This is a genomic window from Brucella pituitosa (genome assembly GCF_965577835.1).
GTDB classification, from domain to species: Bacteria; Pseudomonadota; Alphaproteobacteria; order Rhizobiales; family Rhizobiaceae; genus Brucella; species Brucella pituitosa.
In genome coordinates this window covers 957,974-974,418 of sequence record NZ_OZ264093.1, presented here as the reverse complement: position 1 = coordinate 974,418, position 16,445 = coordinate 957,974, and the positions used below count along the sequence as shown (strand labels likewise).

The following is a 16,445-nucleotide window of genomic DNA, read 5'->3' as shown; positions in this document are numbered from 1 at the left end:
GGGGAACCCGTGTGCTTAAATTCCAGAACTCTGTTCTTGAGCTGATCGCAAGGGGTAAGCCTCTGAAGCAGACGCTTATGCGGCTGTGTCTTGAAATGGAGACGCTGATCGCAGATGCCAGTGCGATGGTTTGTTCTGTCGATAGCGCAGGCATGATGCATTTGCTTGCAGCACCCAGCATCCCCGACAGTTATAGCGACGTGCTTGACGGAACTGTTGTCGGACCAGAAGTAGGCTCTTGCGGAAGCGCGATTTATCATAACGCTCCCATTAGTGTTGACGACATCGAGAATGATCCGAAATGGGCAACATACAAAAAATGCGTGCTGCCATTTGGTTTGCTCGCGTGCAGTTCAGTGCCGGTGCACAACGAAGCGGGAGATGTAGTCGGCGCGCTGGCCGTCTATTTTCACAAAAAACACATGCCCTCGGCTTACGAAAGAGAAGTCATCGATACAGGTGCAACTCTCTGTAATCTCGCGATGGCGCGCGAAATGCGCATTCTCAATTATGAGCGCCGGGCGACTGTTGACGAGCAGACAGCGCTTCCCAATCGCGCCGCCTTCGACGACGCCCTTTCACAATTGCGCTGTGAATTGGCGGGTAGTTGGGCGTTGTTTGTCATCGATATCGACAATCTGAAGGTCACAAACGATACCTTTGGCCATGAAGTCGGCGATTTTCTGATTAACACCATCGCAAGCCGCATTTCAGCATCAATGGCACCAGACATCACCTTCCGTACTGGCGGTGACGAGTTTACAGTCGTCATCCAGAGCCATAACGCGCTTTATGACCTTGACCAGACTGCAGAACTGATTTTCAGTGCACTCTCCTCGCCCGTCGAATTTGACGGCCAGACAATCCTGCCCCGCGTGACAATCGGCGGCGCAGTTCTCGCTGCGCAAGACACACAACCGCTGATCGTACGACGCAATGCTGATTTTGCGCTCTATCACGCCAAAGAAAATGCGCGCGGCGGGTTTGTGCGTTATCAGCCCAATGTCGACACGCGCATCGTCCATCGACGCAATTCAATACGGGAAGTGCGTGAAGCACTCGATGAAAAGCGCATCACCGCCCATTATCAGCCTTTGATGCGGCTCGATACGAGAGAAGTTATCGGCTTTGAAGCACTGAGCCGCATGACCACAAAGTCTGGCGACATACTGCCAGCGTCGGTATTTCAGGAGTCGTTCTCGGATGTGCATATCGCATCCGAGATAACACAATATATGCTCACGATCGTCGCGCAGGACATACGGCGCTGGCTCGACATGGGACTGCCAGTTCAGCATGTCGGTGTAAACGTCACGGCGGCCGACTTCTATGTGGGCGATCTTGCGGCCTTCATTTCAAAGACCTTTGGTCGCTACGATGTGCCACTCAGCCATCTTATTATAGAAGTGACCGAAAACGCCTATATCGGCCAACGAGATGATGTTGTCGCATCAGGCATTCGAAACCTCCGTTTGCTAGGCGTCCGCATCGCGCTTGACGATTTTGGTACAGGCTTTGCCGCTTTGGCTCATCTCCTCACCGTTCCCGTCGATATCATTAAAATCGATAAGTCGTTTGTGTGCAGGCTCGCGCCGGGCGACCCGAGTGTGGCGATTGTGAAAGGCATTGTGCAGATCGCTGGCGACCTGAAAATCAAGCTGGTCGCAGAGGGTGTAGAGACCATGGCTCTCGCCGAAACGCTCCAGCAGATGGGGTGCCAGTTGGGTCAGGGGTATGCTTTTTCAAAAGCTGTCAATTACGATAAAGCCACCACATTGCTGCTCGAACGCGGCCAGTATGTTGAGCGCCATCCAATTGCGGAACCGAGACCTTTAAAAGCAATAAACTGAAGCCTCTTACCCTGCTGTGTGATCCAATTTCAGAAAGCCTTCGTATGAGGCTTCATGAATACAAACGTTTCCTTCGGCTCACAGACGTGGCACAAGAAAGCACAGCGCAATTTGCAGCTTCTGGCATTGCCACGTTTGAGCATACGGGATTCAATAGGGATGAACGAACGGACTGCTTCTGAAAATCAGCCCTCTCTGGAGGAATTGATGCTGGCGGTCAGTTCTCGGCGTGACGTGGACGCATTTGAGGCGATTTTCAAGCATTTCGCGCCGCGTGTTAAAGCCTATATGGCCAAACTGTCTGCCGATACGCAAACAGCGGAAGAATTGATGCAAGAAACAATGATTACGGTCTGGAACAAGGCAGACCAGTTTGATTTTTCCAAAGGAGCGTTGTCGACCTGGATCTTCGCGATTGCACGCAACCAGCGCATTGATGCAGTGCGGCGTACCCGCCGACCAGAGTTTGATCCCACAGACCCTGCCTTTGTGCCTGATGAAGAGCAACCAGCCGATGTGAGGATTGCGGAGCAACAATCGGCGAGCCAGTTGCGCGCTGCCATGGCAGATCTGCCGAAAGAGCAAAGCGCCTTGCTGGAGCTGGCATATTTCGAAGAGAGCACGCACAGCGCCATAGCAAAAAAGCTCAACCTCCCCTTGGGAACAGTAAAATCCCGCTTGCGACTTGCGTTCACCAAATTGCGCACCGCACTCGATAATTCGGGAGAACGCTGATGAATATCAATCATCATCTCAGCGACGAACTTCTTTCGAGCTACGCAGCCGGCACTCTCGCCGAAGGCTGGAGTATTGCTGTTGCAACGCATCTGGCGCTTTGCCCTGCATGTCGTTCCCGTTTGAATCATTTTGAGCATATCGGCGGGCAGCTTCTGGACACCGTCGAGCCACAAGAAATCAAGGAGGGTTCGTGGGACGCTATTAAAAGTAAGCTTGCAAACCCATCTCTGCGCGAACCAAAGCCAACAATAACCTCAGCTTCAATTGCAGCACCTGCAATTCTGCCTGAGCCTCTTAGATCGTATGTCGGTGGTGATCTACCAGACCTGAAGTGGAAATCGCTCGGGCGTGGTGCCTATCAGGTGCCTATTGCGATCAATGATGGTGAAACGAATGTGCGATTGCTTAGAATTCCGGCTGGCAAGCCTGTGCCGGAACATGGCCATGGCGGGCGTGAACTGACGCTGGTACTTAGCGGTAGTTTCCACGATGGGACCGGCCTCTTTGCGCGAGGCGACATAGAGGAGGCCGATGCTGATCTCGTGCATCAACCCATCGCCTCACCAGATGGGGATTGTATCTGTCTTGCGGTGACAGATGCCCCGCTCAAATTCCAAAGCTGGCTGATGCGTATGGTCCAGCCTTTGATTGGGATTTAAAAAAGAGTGGCAAGAATGCCACCTTTTTCATCTAGAGCGCATCCCGAGAAATGGGAACCAGTTTTCGGAACAAGATGCGCGTAAAAACAAAGAGATAGAGCATTTCCAATGTTTCGATTGAAACTGGAAATACTCTAGTTCAACACGATAATTGCAGCGTTCAAAGCCGTCGCAAGCGATAGCCAGACGAGATAAGGCACAAACAACAGCGCAGAGATACGATCAGGCTGCCATGCGCGAATAATGAAAAGCAGCACGCAAAGCCAAACACCAACAATAACCACCAGTCCGAGCACTGTCAGATGCGCTCCGAAAAAGACCGGTGACCAGAGAAAATTCAGCAGCATCTGACCAAACCAAGGTCCGCGACGCTGCCATCCCGTATCGCTTATCCATGTACGCCAACCGGCGATAGCTATGAAGATATATAATATTGTCCAGACAGGACCAAACGCTGCATTGGGCGGCGTAAACCATGGTTTCTGTAAAGACGCATACCATTCGCCCGGCGGAAAGCCGATACCGATTGCCATTCCTATGACAACAATGGCAAAGGCAAAGACGGCTAGGAGACCTAATTTCTGCATATGTTTATTCCGATCTATCCGCTGATCCGCGACGTTACCCAATAGCCAATATAGGCCGACACTGCAGAGAGAACAGTGCCCCAGATCAAGTCAGCAATCGTCAGAGTCCACGACCAGTTCTTTAACGTCGCCTGATTGGTCAGATCGTATGTTGCGTAGGCGACAAACCCCAAAAGCGCACCATGAATGAGCGTAACGGTGGCACTACCAGCCAGAAGGCCCGGGCGTACCGCAAAAAACACCAGTCCGAACACGAAGATCACATAGAAAACAATAGCCGGTGCCAGGCGAAAGCCCGGCACAAGCATATCGCCCATGACAGGACGATAAAACACATTTGCCATGTTGGAGAGCCAGACTGAATCAATAGCCAGAAAGGCGATTGCCGTGACCAGATAGGCCGTAAGATAGGTTTTCATCAATATCATTACTCTCTCAATTGATGCGGGACCAACCAACATTCCGGCATAAAAGACCGGCCAGAACGCAGCCATTGGTTGTCATTTTATCGCCGTCCACCTTCACGCTGATTTTGTAGGTCAGGTTGCGCTGCGGATCGAAGGCAGTGCCCGAATATTGGCCGTCCGCTGTTTGATTGATACTCATGACCAGTCGGTCACCGGTCTTTTCCTTGGCCGTTCCGGGCTTGATCCACGTGTTGGTGGCGCAGATATCCTTGCCGCATTCGGCGATGCAAACGCGCGCCTTGCCATCGCCCCGCGCCCAGTTACCACTAATATCAGTAGCCTGCGCCGAAACGGGAAATAACAGTATCATCATGGTAATCGTCAGTATCCATTTCATCGACGCCTCCTGCATCAGTGGACCCGATTTTTATTCATGCTCAATCGTATAAAGGCCGACATTGATCGCGCCTTCCTGAAACCCACCTTCGCAATAGCAAAGGTAATATTCCCACAGCCGCCGGAACCGATGATCGAAGCCCAGCTTTTCGATTTCCGACCAGTTGGACACAAAACGATAGCGCCATTCTGCGAGGGTCTGAGCATAGGAATGACCGAAGTGTTCCACTTCTTTCAGCACCAGTCCGGCCTTGGCGAGATGCCGCTCCAACACCTTGTCTGAAGGTAGAAATCCGCCCGGGAAAATGAATTTCTGGATGAAATCTGCCTTGCGGCGATAATCCTCAAAGCGGGCATCCTCTATCGAAATAATCTGCAACACGGCACGACCATCTGCCTTGAGACAACGCTTCAGCGTCGCAAAATAATCAGGCCAATAGGCTTCACCAACTGCCTCAAACATTTCGATGGAGACGATGCGGTCGAACTGACCTTCAACATCGCGGTAATCCTGAAGATGCAGATCAACTGCATCGCTTTGGCCGGTCTCAGCCACCCCTGCATTCGCCCATGCAAGCTGAGACGGAGACAAGGTGATACCAGTTACGTAGGCATCGCCATGTTCCGCCAGATAGCCCGCCAGGGCACCCCAACCACAGCCGATTTCCAGAATTTTTTCGCCGCCTTCGAGTGCCAGCTTTTCTCTAATGCACTGCAACTTATATTCCTGCGCAGTTTCAAGTGTGGGTGTCTTTTCGTTCCAGATCGCCGATGAATAGAGCATCGATGGATCAAGCCAGCGGCGATAAAAATCATTGCCGAGATCGTAGTGAGCCTCAATGTTTTTGCGGCTGCCGCGCTTTGTATTGGCATTGAGCAAATGCCCCAACCGATGCATCAGCCGCATCCAGCGTGATCCGCGCAAAGTGGAAAGCAACGTGTCGCGATTGCGGGCTGCAAAACGGATGACGGACGTCAGATCAGGTGTTTCCCAGTCACCATCGATATAGGCTTGAGCAAAACCGATATCGCCGCCGGTCAACAGACGGCGCAGCGAGCGCCAGCTTTTGATTGCAATGTTGGCTTCAGGACCGGGGACGGTTCCTTGTGCTGAAATAATTTTTCCCGAAGGCAGTGCAATGACCAAACGACCATGACGGACCTGATTGAGCAGTCGCCGCAATATGCGCGAGGATGGGCTCAAGCCTGCATGAACCGACGTGGGCGCAGCCGGAAAATGAGAGAAATCGTCTAGCTGGCTCATGCTGCCCTGTTCCTCTGCGGTGGATTTTCAGTCCGAATATGGGTGACGGGAAACTGTGGTGGCTGCGGGCGCTTACGAAACCCTATGCCTTTCGCCCAAATTTTCAGCGCTTCCCAGTGGATGCCGCCGACAACACGCAAGGTGAGAAACGGGATGGTAAAAAAGGCACGTAACAGCGCCGCATCGCTCAACTTTACCCGGCGGGCGAGATGACGTGCAGTCAGCAACAGCCCTTCATCATCGAAGCTGTTGATCCTGATCATGAGTTTGTCTGCCGGTGACAGCACTTCAAACTCATAGCGCAGCTTCATGTCCATGAAGGGTGAGACGTAAAACGCCTTGTCGCAGCTCTGAACGATCCGACCGTTCTGCTCGCCATCGACAGGGATCATATAGCCGTGGCGCTGTTTGAACGTATTGTCGACTTCCCACAAAATGGCCGTCAACTCGCCCCCGCGATTGTAGCAAAAGAAGACGCTGAGCGGATTGAACGCCCAACCAAGAATCCGCGGCATTGTGAGCAATCGAATGGCACCGCCATCCGGCTCAATGCCTGCACCGCGCATGGCATCTTCCACCTGCTCGCGAAGCGGTGTCACTGAACCGTTACCTCTGTCTTTCTCGTGGAAAGAAAAGAGATTGAAGCGATTGACCGAAAACAGCCTCAACCTGCTGTGAAGGGCTTCCAACTCGTCTAGATCAAGCAATAGCGAATAAATCTTGTAGCCAAGCTTATGAACCTTTGGCCGCAAGCGCGTATGGGTGACGTGGCCGGGAAAAAGCGCAGATTGGAAGAGCTCGGTCATCCCAGCGCCCTTTCCCTGGTGGGTACAGCATGGCGGACGATGCGTGCACTTTCCTGCTCTACCTGCCATGGACGGCGCAATCCGCCCAAGTCTTCAGCAACCGCCAATCCTGCCTGAAGACCGTCTTCATGAAAGCCTGAGCCAAAATGCGCCCCGCAGAACCATGTCCGCCGTCGGCCTTGCAAAGACCAGATTTCCTTCTGCGCGCGATCGGTCGCCATGTCGAAAATTGGATGCTCATAGATCTCGCGGCGGATGACCAGATCCTCACGCAGCGCACGACATGGGTTGAGCGTAACAAACATATCAGGAGCTGCGCCCAATGGCTGCAAGCGGTTCATCCAATAGGTAATAGATGGCTGCGATGGTCCCGTTGCTGAATTGGTCAGATAATTCCAGCTCGACCATGCTGCGCGGCGCTTGGGCATAAGCGAGGCATCGCGGTGAAGCACAGCTTCATTGCGGGAATATTGAAATGCCCCAAGAATGTGGCTTTCCTCAACGCTTGGATCGTCAAGCATTCGTAGCGCCTGATCAGCATGGGTTGCGATAACCACATCATCAAATGCATAGGAAACACCGTTTCCATCGACCAGCTCCACTGCATTTCCAGAGCGCCGCACTGTTTTAATCGGTGTTGAGAGTTTGATGTTGTCCGCATAAGGCTTCGTGATACGCTTCACATATTCGCGGCTACCGCCTTCCACCGTTCGCCAAATCGGGCGCCCCCGCAGATCAAGCAAGCCATGATTGCAGCAAAAGCGCACAAAGCTTGCAGCCGGATAACGCCCGACCTCCATGGCAGGCGTGGACCAGATCGCAGCCGCCATTGGATAAAGATGGTCCTCACGAAACGCTCTGCCATAACCATTTCGTGTCAAATAATCATCAAGTGAATTGCTGCCCATCATTTTCATATCTTTGGGCGCATTGCGATAAAAGCGCAAAAGATCGCGGATCATCGACCAGAAGCGTGGGCTTACAAGATTGGAGCGTTGGGCGAATAAACCCAGTCCCGTACCACCCGAATATTCGTAGGCGCCATTTCCGACTGAAACCGCAAAAGACATGTTCGATGAGACTGTAGGGACTTCTAGCGTGCGGAAGAGTGCTGTCAGGTTTGGATAGGTTACTTCATTATAGACAATGAACCCCGTATCAACCGCGACGCTTCCGGCGCTGCTTGCAAATTCGACAGTGTTGCTGTGCCCGCCGATGCGGTTTGCCGCTTCAAACACAGTGACATCATGGCGTTGCGAGAGGAGCCACGCAGCCGACAATCCGGAAATCCCGCTGCCGATAACCGCGATCTTGAGACGTTTAGAGCTGCCGGGATGGTTCGTGATATCCATAAGTCCCTCTCTTCGCAGTGTCTTTGCTGCATTTTCATCGTCTTACGTTTTGAGAAGGGAATTGGTTCAATCCTGTGCCGAAATTTTTTCATTTTTTCAGCGGACTAAGGAAACCAAAAGGCAAGACTGAACGTATTGCATGTAGGAAATGCACTCATGACCAAAGGTCTGTCATGCAACTCGGTCTGCTTTTGATTGTCGCGATAAGCCTGTCTGCCATCATGGTTTTTGCATGGGCGCTTCAGCAGAAGACCGGCAAAAGCGGCTGGATTGATGCGATTTGGTCGTTCTCAGTGGGTGTGGGGTCTGTTATCGCCGTCCTTCTAGCAAATGCGTCGTGGCAGCGCCGTTCAGCGATCCTGCTCCTTATTCTTATGTGGTCGCTGCGTCTTGGTTTGCACATTACCCAGAGAAGCATGGGACATGGTGAAGACCCGCGTTATGCAAAGCTTATGAAAGAATGGGGCGCTGATGCTTCAAAGCGCCTTTTCTGGTTTTTACAAATACAGGCATCGGCCGCATTCATTCTGGTTCTGGCAGTCTATCTTGCGGTAATAAGCCGACCCGACTTTCCGCATTTTTGGGACGCTATTGCGGTTGCAGTCATCGCAATAGCGCTCACGGGCGAAGCGCTTTCTGACGCGCAGCTCGCACAGTTTCGCAAAACACCAGAGGCCAAAACCGAAGTCTGCGAAACAGGTCTATGGGCCTATTCGCGACATCCAAACTATTTCTTCGAATGGCTGTTCTGGTGCGCGTGGCCACTGATGGCGATCACCACCTCGCCATGGAGTTGGCTGTCGTTGCTCGCGCCTATTCAGATGTATTGGCTGCTGGTGCATGTCTCAGGCATCCCGCCGCTCGAAGAACACATGCTGAAATCGCGCGGTGAAAATTTCCGCGCCCTTCAACATCGCGTCAATGCGTTTTTCCCCGGACCCCGAAACAATTCACACGGATCAGGAGCCTCAACATGAATATGCTGGCATATGCAATCAATGCGGCAGAACGCGTTCCTCTGAGTGACACGATCACGCTAGCCGGTATCGATTATCTCTGTGGCCGCACCAAGCGACGGCTGGCGGAAACGCCGGAAGATATCGAACAGGATTTTCTTCAAACCATGAAGAATTTTCCTGTTGCCACCCATACCGATGACGCCAATCGCCAGCATTATGAATTGCCCCCGCATTTCTTTGAACTGGCGCTGGGGCCACAGCGCAAATATTCCTGCTGTCTCTATCCCGATAAAAACACCACCCTCGAACACGCCGAAACCTATGCGCTAAGCGAAACCGTGCGCCATGCCGACCTCAGGGACGGAATGAATATTCTGGAGCTTGGCTGCGGCTGGGGTTCCCTGTCGCTTTATCTCGCTGAGAACTTCCCCAATTCCCACGTCGTTTCAGTCTCCAATTCTGCACCACAGCGCACCTATATCGAAGCACAGGCAGCGACGCGTGGTCTTAAAAACCTCACGGTCATCACAGCAGATATGAACGGCTTTTCAATCGACCAGCGCTTTGATCGGGTGGTTTCGGTTGAGATGTTCGAACATATGTCGAACTGGCAATCATTGTTTGAACGCGTCCGCGGATGGCTTCATGCGGATGGCAGACTGTTCATCCATGTCTTCACCCACCGCGATCGCTCCTATCGCTTCAATCATGAAAATCCTGCCGACTGGATTGCCCATCACTTCTTCACCGGTGGCATCATGCCCGCCTTCGATCTCCCCCACCGCTTCGGCGATCTCTTCATGGTCGAACAGGACTGGCGCTGGTCGGGCAGGCATTATCAGCAAACAGCTTTGGATTGGCTCAAGAATTTCGACAATTCGATTGATCAGATCAGGCCAATTCTGCAACAGGTTTACGTGCAGGATGCTGGCCTCTGGGAACGCCGCTGGCGGCTTTTCTTTCTCGCAACTGCCGGGCTATTTGGCCATGAAAATGGTGATGTCTGGGGCGTCGGGCACTATCTTTTGAAGCCTGTCAAATAAGGATTATTCTATGATTGCGAATGTGCTTGTCTGGTTGCGCAACGATCTGCGTCTTGCCGACAACCCTGCCCTTCATGCCGCGGTTAAGCTCGGTGGCAAGATCACAGCGCTTTATGTACATGAGACCAATCAGCAATTGCGCTCGCCCGGCGGAGCTGTGCTTTGGTGGCTGGAGCAGAGCCTTAATTCGCTTGAAAAGAGTCTCAACGAACGCAATGTCAATTTGCTTGTAGCGCGAGGCGAAGCACTCGATATCATCGAAAAACTGATCGAAGAAAACGGCTTTGATGCCGTTTTCTGGAACCGGCGTTATGCTCCGCAGGAGCGGGACGTTGATTCAATCGTCAAATCCAGATTAAAAGACAAAGGCCTCAATGTTGAATCCTTTGCTGGCAATCTTCTGTCGGAACCATGGGAGATCAAAACAGGTGGCGGCGGTCCTTATCAGGTCTTCACACCCTATGCCAGAACGCTACGTCAGCAGGGTGTAACCCGACCACTCTCCTCGTCTGACTGGAAAGCCGAGCAATCTACGGGCAGGCAAAAACGGGAAGCTTACAAGCAACCGTTCTGGTCAAAAAAGATGATTGGTTTGTGGGAAATAGGCGAAGCGGCGGCTATTGATCAGTTATATCATTTCTTCGATGAAACTACTCAAAACTATGCTGGCGATCGTGACCGGCCTGATGTCGAAGGAACCTCCAAACTCTCGCCGCACCTCCGCTTTGGAGAGATCAGCCCACGACAGGCATGGTACGCAACGCTGTCGTTGATGGATGAGCATCCAAACACCCAGACCGGTGGCGAGAAGTTTCTTTCCGAACTGATCTGGCGCGATTTCCATTATCACCAGCTCTATTATCGTCCTGACATTGCCGAAAACGATATGCGCAACACGCTTGCCGATATTCAGTGGCAAAGTAACCCGCAAGCACTGGGGGCATGGAAGAAGGGTAATACCGGTATTCCGATGATTGATGCCGGTATGCGTCAGCTTTGGGCCACAGGCTGGATGCATAACCGCGTACGAATGCTTGTGGCATCGGTGTTGAGCAAAAACATGCAGATCGACTGGCGTGAAGGCGAAAAATGGTTCTGGGATACGCTTGTTGATGCCGATATCGCCAGCAATCCTGGAAGCTGGCAATGGGTTGCTGGTTGCGGCATGGATGCGGCCCCCTATTTCCGCGTGTTCAATCCCGTTCTACAGGGTGATAAGTTTGATACCGGTGGTGCATATGTGCGCGAATGGGTGCCGGAAATCGCATCCCTGCCAGATCGCTGGATCCACAAGCCGTTTGCGGCGCCGGAAAACGTTTTACGAGAAGCGGGGATCGTTCTTGGGAAAACTTACCCACTTCCCGTCTTCAAGGCGCCGAAGGCAGGGAAATAATCCCGATCAGAACTTCTGCATTAACCGACGCGCAGCGAGCTCGCTGCGCTTTAGATCTTTGTAGATATCGCGCTTGGCAGCATGGAATTCGCTGACCAAGCCTTTCTGCGGCTCAATTGTTTCAGCAATGGCGCTCATGCTGGCTGCAACTTGAGACAAATCGCTTTTCTCAAAAGCGCTCGCACCTGCGATACCAGAGCCAAGCAGAACTGGTTCTGCTGAAGTCGGCAGGGCCACTTCCAGTCCCGTTGCATCGGCCAATATCCGGCGCATGAGCGCGCTTCGTGCAGCGCCTCCACTGACGATTATCGAGCGGATGGGAATATCCTTGGCAGTCAGTGCGTCTAGAATGTCTGCTGTGCCATAAGCCAGTCCGCAAAGGCCAGCGACTAACAGACGAACCAGATTCTCGCGGGATGCATCAAGCTTGATACCCGTGATCGTGCCAGTGGCTTCGGGATCGGCATCTGGTGCACGATTGCCCAAAAACTCCGGCACGACATGAAGCCCCTTTGCCAGAAGCGCCACTTTTGAAAGCTCCCCCGCAGCATCGATAGCGAGTTGTTCAAGATAATCGAGGAGCGACAGGCCTTTGGCTGCCGCTTCCTTCTCGGCCTCGGCCTTGTAAGGATGCATACCAACCAGATAATCAGTCGCTGCACCAAATGCCGACTGCCCGCCTTCATTGAGCCAGAGGCCAGGCATCATCGCACCCCAATAAGGACCCCAGACGCCATCCACAAAGGCAGGCTTCTCTGTAACACTCATCGTGCAGGCGGAGGTGCCGATAATCAGCGCCAGCCGTGAGCGCATATCGACAGCGCTATCGCTATCCGCACTGCCTGCAATGGTGCCTACACCACCTGCATGGGCATCGATGAGAGAGGCGCCGACAGCCGTACCAGCAAGAAGTCCAAGTTCCTTTGCAGCCTGCTCAGTCAGGCCCTGCCCCAATGGGGCCGCAATATCAACGATGTCAGTTCCTATGCGGGCAAAACCTTCATCGGCCAGCACACCAAGACCGATAGTGCGGAAATAGTCTTCATCCCAGCGTTTTTCATGGCCAAGATAGGTCCATTTGCAAACCACCGTACAGAGTGAGCGCGAATGGCTACCAGTTGCACGATAGGTGAGATAATCAGGCAAATCGAAAAAAAGGCCCGCGGTATTGAAGGTTTGAGGGTTGTTTTCCTTCAACCAGAGCAGCTTCGGTGTTTCCATTTCTGGCGAAATGCGGCCACCTACATATTTCAAAACGGGATGGGCTGTCGCGTTGATGCGTTCGGCTTGTTCGCGGGCACGATGATCCATCCAGACGACGATATTTCGTTCCGCTTCTCCTGCAGGGCTCGCGGGCAATGGATTGCCCTCTTTGTCGAGAATAACCAGCGAACAGGTGGCATCAAAACCAATGCCTTTGACGGATTCCGGGGCAATTTTTGCCTGCTTCAGCGCTGCCGCCACTGAGTTGCAAACAGCCTGCCAGATATCGTCCGAGGATTGCTCGACGATATCCGAGCCCTGCTTCCACATACGAATATTTTGCTTAGCACTCGCAAGCAATTCTCCATCGCGTGTAAAGAGCCCTGCCCGTGCGCTGCCCGTTCCGACATCAACACCCAGAAATACGTCCACCTTACGCCTCCCATGCAAGCATGGCGCGCCACAATCAGCGCACCATGCAGCGTCTTGGCTACAACATCGGCCAGAAAATCGGAACCGGTTTTTTGCTGACCTATTGCAGCGAAGAACCGTTTGCGCGTGTTCCGCAAAGATGAACCTCAATGCCCAGCTGATGCGCGAGACTGGCCTTAGTCAGCATTGCGTTATCAGCGGCTGACACATCACGCGCATAGACCACCTGAATATGGTTGGCCTTGTGACGCGCCATCATCTGATCGCGGGTTACGCCATAAAGCACGCCATGCATCATCGGCCATTCGCGATTGGTGAGATCCCAGCGCCTTTCGGTCTCTTCAGAAGAGAGCGACACCGCTTTACCGCGGCCAATATCCATTTTGAGACGCCCGTCTTCAACATAGATACGCGACCATATAAGTTCACCCGGCCTGGCAATGCCACGCAGAGTGCCACCACCTTTGGCGAAGAACATGGGTGGCTGCCGCACAGAATCCGAGCCACGATAACCGCCCTCATGATGCGCCGGTGGTGCTGCACCTGAAATCTCGAACACCCAGACGTAATCGCCCGTCGTGCCACCATGATCCGCATCGCCCCAACGCAGATCATGGAGTGTCGTTTCGACAGGTTCCCCAAGAGCGCGATGCAGACGGTTGATCATCAAAGCATCAAGACCGGCGCATTCATCCACCTCATTGAAGTGAACCACAGCCTTGCCGTCACGGATGATCTGCCCTTCCGCATTTCGCACTGGCGGGCGATCCTCATTGTTGAGCAGCCCTTCAACAAGATCGGACGCCGGGAGCAAGTCTCTCAAACCCTGCTGATATTGAATGCCAATTGTTTCGCACCCAAACTGCTCTGCCATGCGCACAGCAGCAATATAGGTCTGGCATTGACCAATCACCTGCGCTTCCGTCAACTCCTGCGCATCGTCTTTGCCAAGATGAAAGGTCATCCCGGCATCGAGCAACCATTGATAAGCCTGCCGGGCCTCATCCTGCGAAACATTGATTGCCGCATGATAAAGCGCTGACTGCGACAGGCGCTCTTTGAAGACGCCCAATGGAAACAACAGTTCGTCGGGAATGATCGCATTATACATTCCCATGCAGCCTTCATCAAAAATGCCCATAATGGATCGATTTTCAATGAGGTCTTTGGCGATGTGCGAAGCCTGTTCGACAAGATGCGGCGGCACATGCGCGTTATCAAACTGCGTCACATGCGATGTATCATGTGAGGCAATCTTGCCGGTTTTCAGCCACTCATCAAGCTTGTCGAGAAACCACTGATCCGTGAAATCCTCGCTCCAGAGCGACGCATATTCAACACCCGCCTTGGTCAGCGATCCGTTGAGATTGAGCAGCCCAACCAAACCGGGATAGGTTCCCGACCAGTTGGCAACTGTCAGGATTGGTCCGCGATGAGCAATCAATCCGGCCAGAACGTTCTGCGAATATTGCCAGACTGCCTCGGCAACAATCAGCGGCGCATAGCGATCAATCTTGGAGAAGACTTCAATGCCCTGCTTTTGCGTTGCGATGAAACCGTGGCCGGTTTTTCGATCAACGCCATGTCCGCGCGACGCTTTCCGACCCAGTTTTTCGATTGCCGCTACAAGGCGGCTTTCCATATTGGCCTGTTCGGGCCAGCATTGAATGTTTGCGCTTTCACGCAAGTCACCGTTGGCGACAAGAATGATATCCTGCATGTGGTCTCCTCCTCTGGAACCGATGCTTTGTCCTCAACAAGCAGTTCAACTGCTCTGATCAGACAGGACCGGTTGATCCCAAAGGCCAGACGCTCTGCAGCTTCTCACCCGACAAAATGCGTTCACGGCATTGGATTTCACCATCGCCATTGGCATCTGCGTCGTCCGCTATGACGGCAACCAGTTCTTCCGGGATAACCACGACACCGGAGATATCAGCGAAGATCACATCTCCCGGACGCACGCGAACGCCATTGATGTTCAGCTCAACCTGCGACTTGGTTGGCTCCATTCGTCCTGATACACCGACCGGACTTACACCGCGCGCGAACAGCGGGTAGTCGAGCTTCTTCACTTCGGCGATATCGCGTACCGTGCCATTGACGATGGTTGCAGCGGCGCCTGCTGTTTTTGCACCTGTCGACATCAGCTCGCCTGTACCCGAGCCTTCGGCACAAGACGCATCCACCAGCAAAATACCGCCATCAACGACTGAATCAATCGTGCCGTGATAGACATCCTGTGGCTGACCGGTCCGTGTGCTTTTTTCATAAAGAACAGTGTGGACGGGACCGCAAATAACCTGACCAGGCTTCAACACGCTTTGCAGGCTGAGACCCTGCAGAAAGCCATAGAAGCCGTGCTTGTCCATGACGTCCTGAATGTCGCCGGAGTACCAGCGCGAAAGACGCTTGATGGCATCCCAGTTGACGCGCGAATAATCATAGCTGCTCATTGTTTCGTTCTTCCGTTTTAGCCCGTTTCAGGCCTGTTTCTGGATTGTCTGATCGCCTGTTCGAGATAAGCTGTGCTGTTGGTGATGTGTTCACGCATTGCTTCGCGCGCATCACCGGCTTTACCTGCTGCGATCAGCCCGTAAATATTCTCATGTTCTGCAAGCCCCGCACTCAACTTCTTGCGCGGGACCCGGCTTGAAACCTTGATCACTTCTGAAATCAGCGAGTGCAGGTTTGCATGTAAGGAAGACAGAATTTCATTGCCCAAAGACTGAACCAGCGCCCTATGAAAGGCCGCATCACCCTCTGCAAAGCGGGAAAAATCATTATCCCCGGCAGACTGGCGCATGACATCGAGCGCTGCTGTGACGCCATCGCGCAACTGCCCCTCACCCGATGCAAGTCGCCCAGCCACATCCACTTCGATCAGACGACGTACATCCATCGCCTGAACGAGATAGGAGGAATCACGCGCAAAGAGTGATCCAACAGACGAGACAAGCGAATCCATGAATTCGCCCACATCATCCCGCACCACCTCGGCTCGCTCACCGTGCTTGCGGCGCACAAGACCTTTGGTCTCAAGAACCTGCATGGCTTCGCGAACGGATCGCGTGCTGACACCGAATGTCCTGCCAATTTCCGCTTCTGACGGAAGACGTTCTCCGACTTGAAGTTCCCCTGACAGAATGCGTGCCTCGATCGTTGCAACAATATGCATATGCAGCTTGCCGCGATCGACATGTGGAGAGACCGAACCTATCACCATTTTACAGCTCCGAAGCCCGAGATAAGGCACTTCTTTATAAATTAGAGTTATGACATATGTCATATGTAAAATCGCATTATATGTCAAGTTTTCGACATATTCGCAAGCAAATCCGGCTCCCATTCAGTCA

At 52.9% G+C, this 16,445-nt stretch carries 16 protein-coding genes; 6 read left to right on the top strand and 10 right to left on the bottom strand.

Annotated elements, in window-relative coordinates:
- The first annotated feature begins 11 nt into the window (after nt 1–11).
- The 3 genes from ACSME1_RS15700 to ACSME1_RS15690 all read left to right on the top strand — a co-directional run bounded on the left by ACSME1_RS15700 (nt 12) and on the right by ACSME1_RS15690 (nt 3,247).
- Nucleotides 12–1,850 carry a sensor domain-containing phosphodiesterase gene (locus ACSME1_RS15700; RefSeq protein WP_024900205.1) on the top strand — a complete coding sequence of 613 codons (1,839 nt, stop codon included), beginning with the start codon at nt 12–14 and terminating at the stop codon, nt 1,848–1,850.
- 159 nt (nt 1,851–2,009) lie between these two features.
- Entirely contained in the window at nt 2,010–2,585 is a 576-nt protein-coding gene (locus ACSME1_RS15695; protein WP_024900204.1) for a sigma-70 family RNA polymerase sigma factor, read from the top strand.
- Nucleotides 2,585–3,247 (top strand): ChrR family anti-sigma-E factor, encoded by a 663-nt coding sequence (locus ACSME1_RS15690; protein ID WP_024900203.1) that lies wholly within the window; start codon nt 2,585–2,587, stop codon nt 3,245–3,247. The genes ACSME1_RS15695 and ACSME1_RS15690 overlap by 1 nt, the downstream gene beginning before the upstream one ends.
- Nucleotides 3,248–3,381: 134 nt before the next feature.
- Here the strand turns inward: ACSME1_RS15690 and ACSME1_RS15685 are convergent, their stop codons facing one another.
- From ACSME1_RS15685 to ACSME1_RS15660, 6 genes are read right to left on the bottom strand one after another with little or no spacing between them, the layout of a single operon-like run.
- On the bottom strand, nt 3,382–3,834 hold the full coding sequence (locus ACSME1_RS15685) for a TspO/MBR family protein (protein WP_024900202.1): 453 nt from the start codon (nt 3,832–3,834) through the stop codon (nt 3,382–3,384).
- 14 nt (nt 3,835–3,848) lie between these two features.
- Nucleotides 3,849–4,253: a DUF2177 family protein gene (locus tag ACSME1_RS15680; protein WP_024900201.1), complete on the bottom strand. Its 405-nt coding sequence runs from the start codon at nt 4,251–4,253 to the stop codon at nt 3,849–3,851.
- A gap of 16 nt (nt 4,254–4,269) precedes the next feature.
- Entirely contained in the window at nt 4,270–4,638 is a 369-nt protein-coding gene (locus ACSME1_RS15675) for a DUF2147 domain-containing protein (RefSeq protein WP_024900200.1), read from the bottom strand.
- A 30-nt stretch (nt 4,639–4,668) separates the two neighbouring features.
- Nucleotides 4,669–5,901: an SAM-dependent methyltransferase gene (locus tag ACSME1_RS15670; RefSeq protein ID WP_024900199.1), complete on the bottom strand. Its 1,233-nt coding sequence runs from the start codon at nt 5,899–5,901 to the stop codon at nt 4,669–4,671.
- Nucleotides 5,898–6,707: a DUF1365 domain-containing protein gene (locus ACSME1_RS15665; RefSeq protein ID WP_024900198.1), complete on the bottom strand. Its 810-nt coding sequence runs from the start codon at nt 6,705–6,707 to the stop codon at nt 5,898–5,900. The genes ACSME1_RS15670 and ACSME1_RS15665 overlap by 4 nt, the downstream gene beginning before the upstream one ends.
- The gene (locus tag ACSME1_RS15660) at nt 6,704–8,059 is read right to left on the bottom strand and encodes an NAD(P)/FAD-dependent oxidoreductase (RefSeq protein WP_105707575.1); all 1,356 of its coding nucleotides are present in this window, start codon (nt 8,057–8,059) and stop codon (nt 6,704–6,706) included. Before ACSME1_RS15660 ends, ACSME1_RS15665 begins: the two co-directional genes overlap by 4 nt.
- A 173-nt stretch (nt 8,060–8,232) precedes the next feature.
- Between ACSME1_RS15660 and ACSME1_RS15655 the strand changes: the two genes are divergently transcribed.
- The 3 genes from ACSME1_RS15655 to ACSME1_RS15645 are packed head-to-tail and all read left to right on the top strand — an operon-like array spanning nt 8,233 to nt 11,454.
- Nucleotides 8,233–9,036 (top strand): DUF1295 domain-containing protein, encoded by an 804-nt coding sequence (locus ACSME1_RS15655; RefSeq protein ID WP_024900196.1) that lies wholly within the window; start codon nt 8,233–8,235, stop codon nt 9,034–9,036.
- Complete coding sequence (locus ACSME1_RS15650; protein WP_024900195.1) at nt 9,033–10,061, top strand: SAM-dependent methyltransferase; 1,029 nt, start codon at nt 9,033–9,035, stop codon at nt 10,059–10,061. The genes ACSME1_RS15655 and ACSME1_RS15650 overlap by 4 nt, the downstream gene beginning before the upstream one ends.
- 10 nt (nt 10,062–10,071) lie before the next feature.
- Nucleotides 10,072–11,454 carry a cryptochrome/photolyase family protein gene (locus ACSME1_RS15645; protein WP_024900194.1) on the top strand — a complete coding sequence of 461 codons (1,383 nt, stop codon included), beginning with the start codon at nt 10,072–10,074 and terminating at the stop codon, nt 11,452–11,454.
- A 6-nt stretch (nt 11,455–11,460) separates the two neighbouring features.
- Here the strand turns inward: ACSME1_RS15645 and ACSME1_RS15640 are convergent, their stop codons facing one another.
- The 4 genes from ACSME1_RS15640 to ACSME1_RS15625 all read right to left on the bottom strand — a co-directional run bounded on the left by ACSME1_RS15640 (nt 11,461) and on the right by ACSME1_RS15625 (nt 16,315).
- Nucleotides 11,461–13,089 (bottom strand): FGGY-family carbohydrate kinase, encoded by a 1,629-nt coding sequence (locus ACSME1_RS15640; RefSeq protein WP_024900193.1) that lies wholly within the window; start codon nt 13,087–13,089, stop codon nt 11,461–11,463.
- 100 nt (nt 13,090–13,189) lie between these two features.
- Nucleotides 13,190–14,809 (bottom strand): fucose isomerase, encoded by a 1,620-nt coding sequence (locus ACSME1_RS15635; RefSeq protein ID WP_024900192.1) that lies wholly within the window; start codon nt 14,807–14,809, stop codon nt 13,190–13,192.
- Nucleotides 14,810–14,867: 58 nt separating this feature from the next.
- A complete protein-coding gene (locus tag ACSME1_RS15630) occupies nt 14,868–15,545 on the bottom strand; it encodes an RraA family protein (RefSeq protein ID WP_024900191.1) in 678 nt (225 codons plus the stop codon).
- A 17-nt stretch (nt 15,546–15,562) separates the two neighbouring features.
- Complete coding sequence (locus ACSME1_RS15625; RefSeq protein ID WP_024900190.1) at nt 15,563–16,315, bottom strand: FadR/GntR family transcriptional regulator; 753 nt, start codon at nt 16,313–16,315, stop codon at nt 15,563–15,565.
- Nucleotides 16,316–16,445 lie beyond the last annotated feature (130 nt).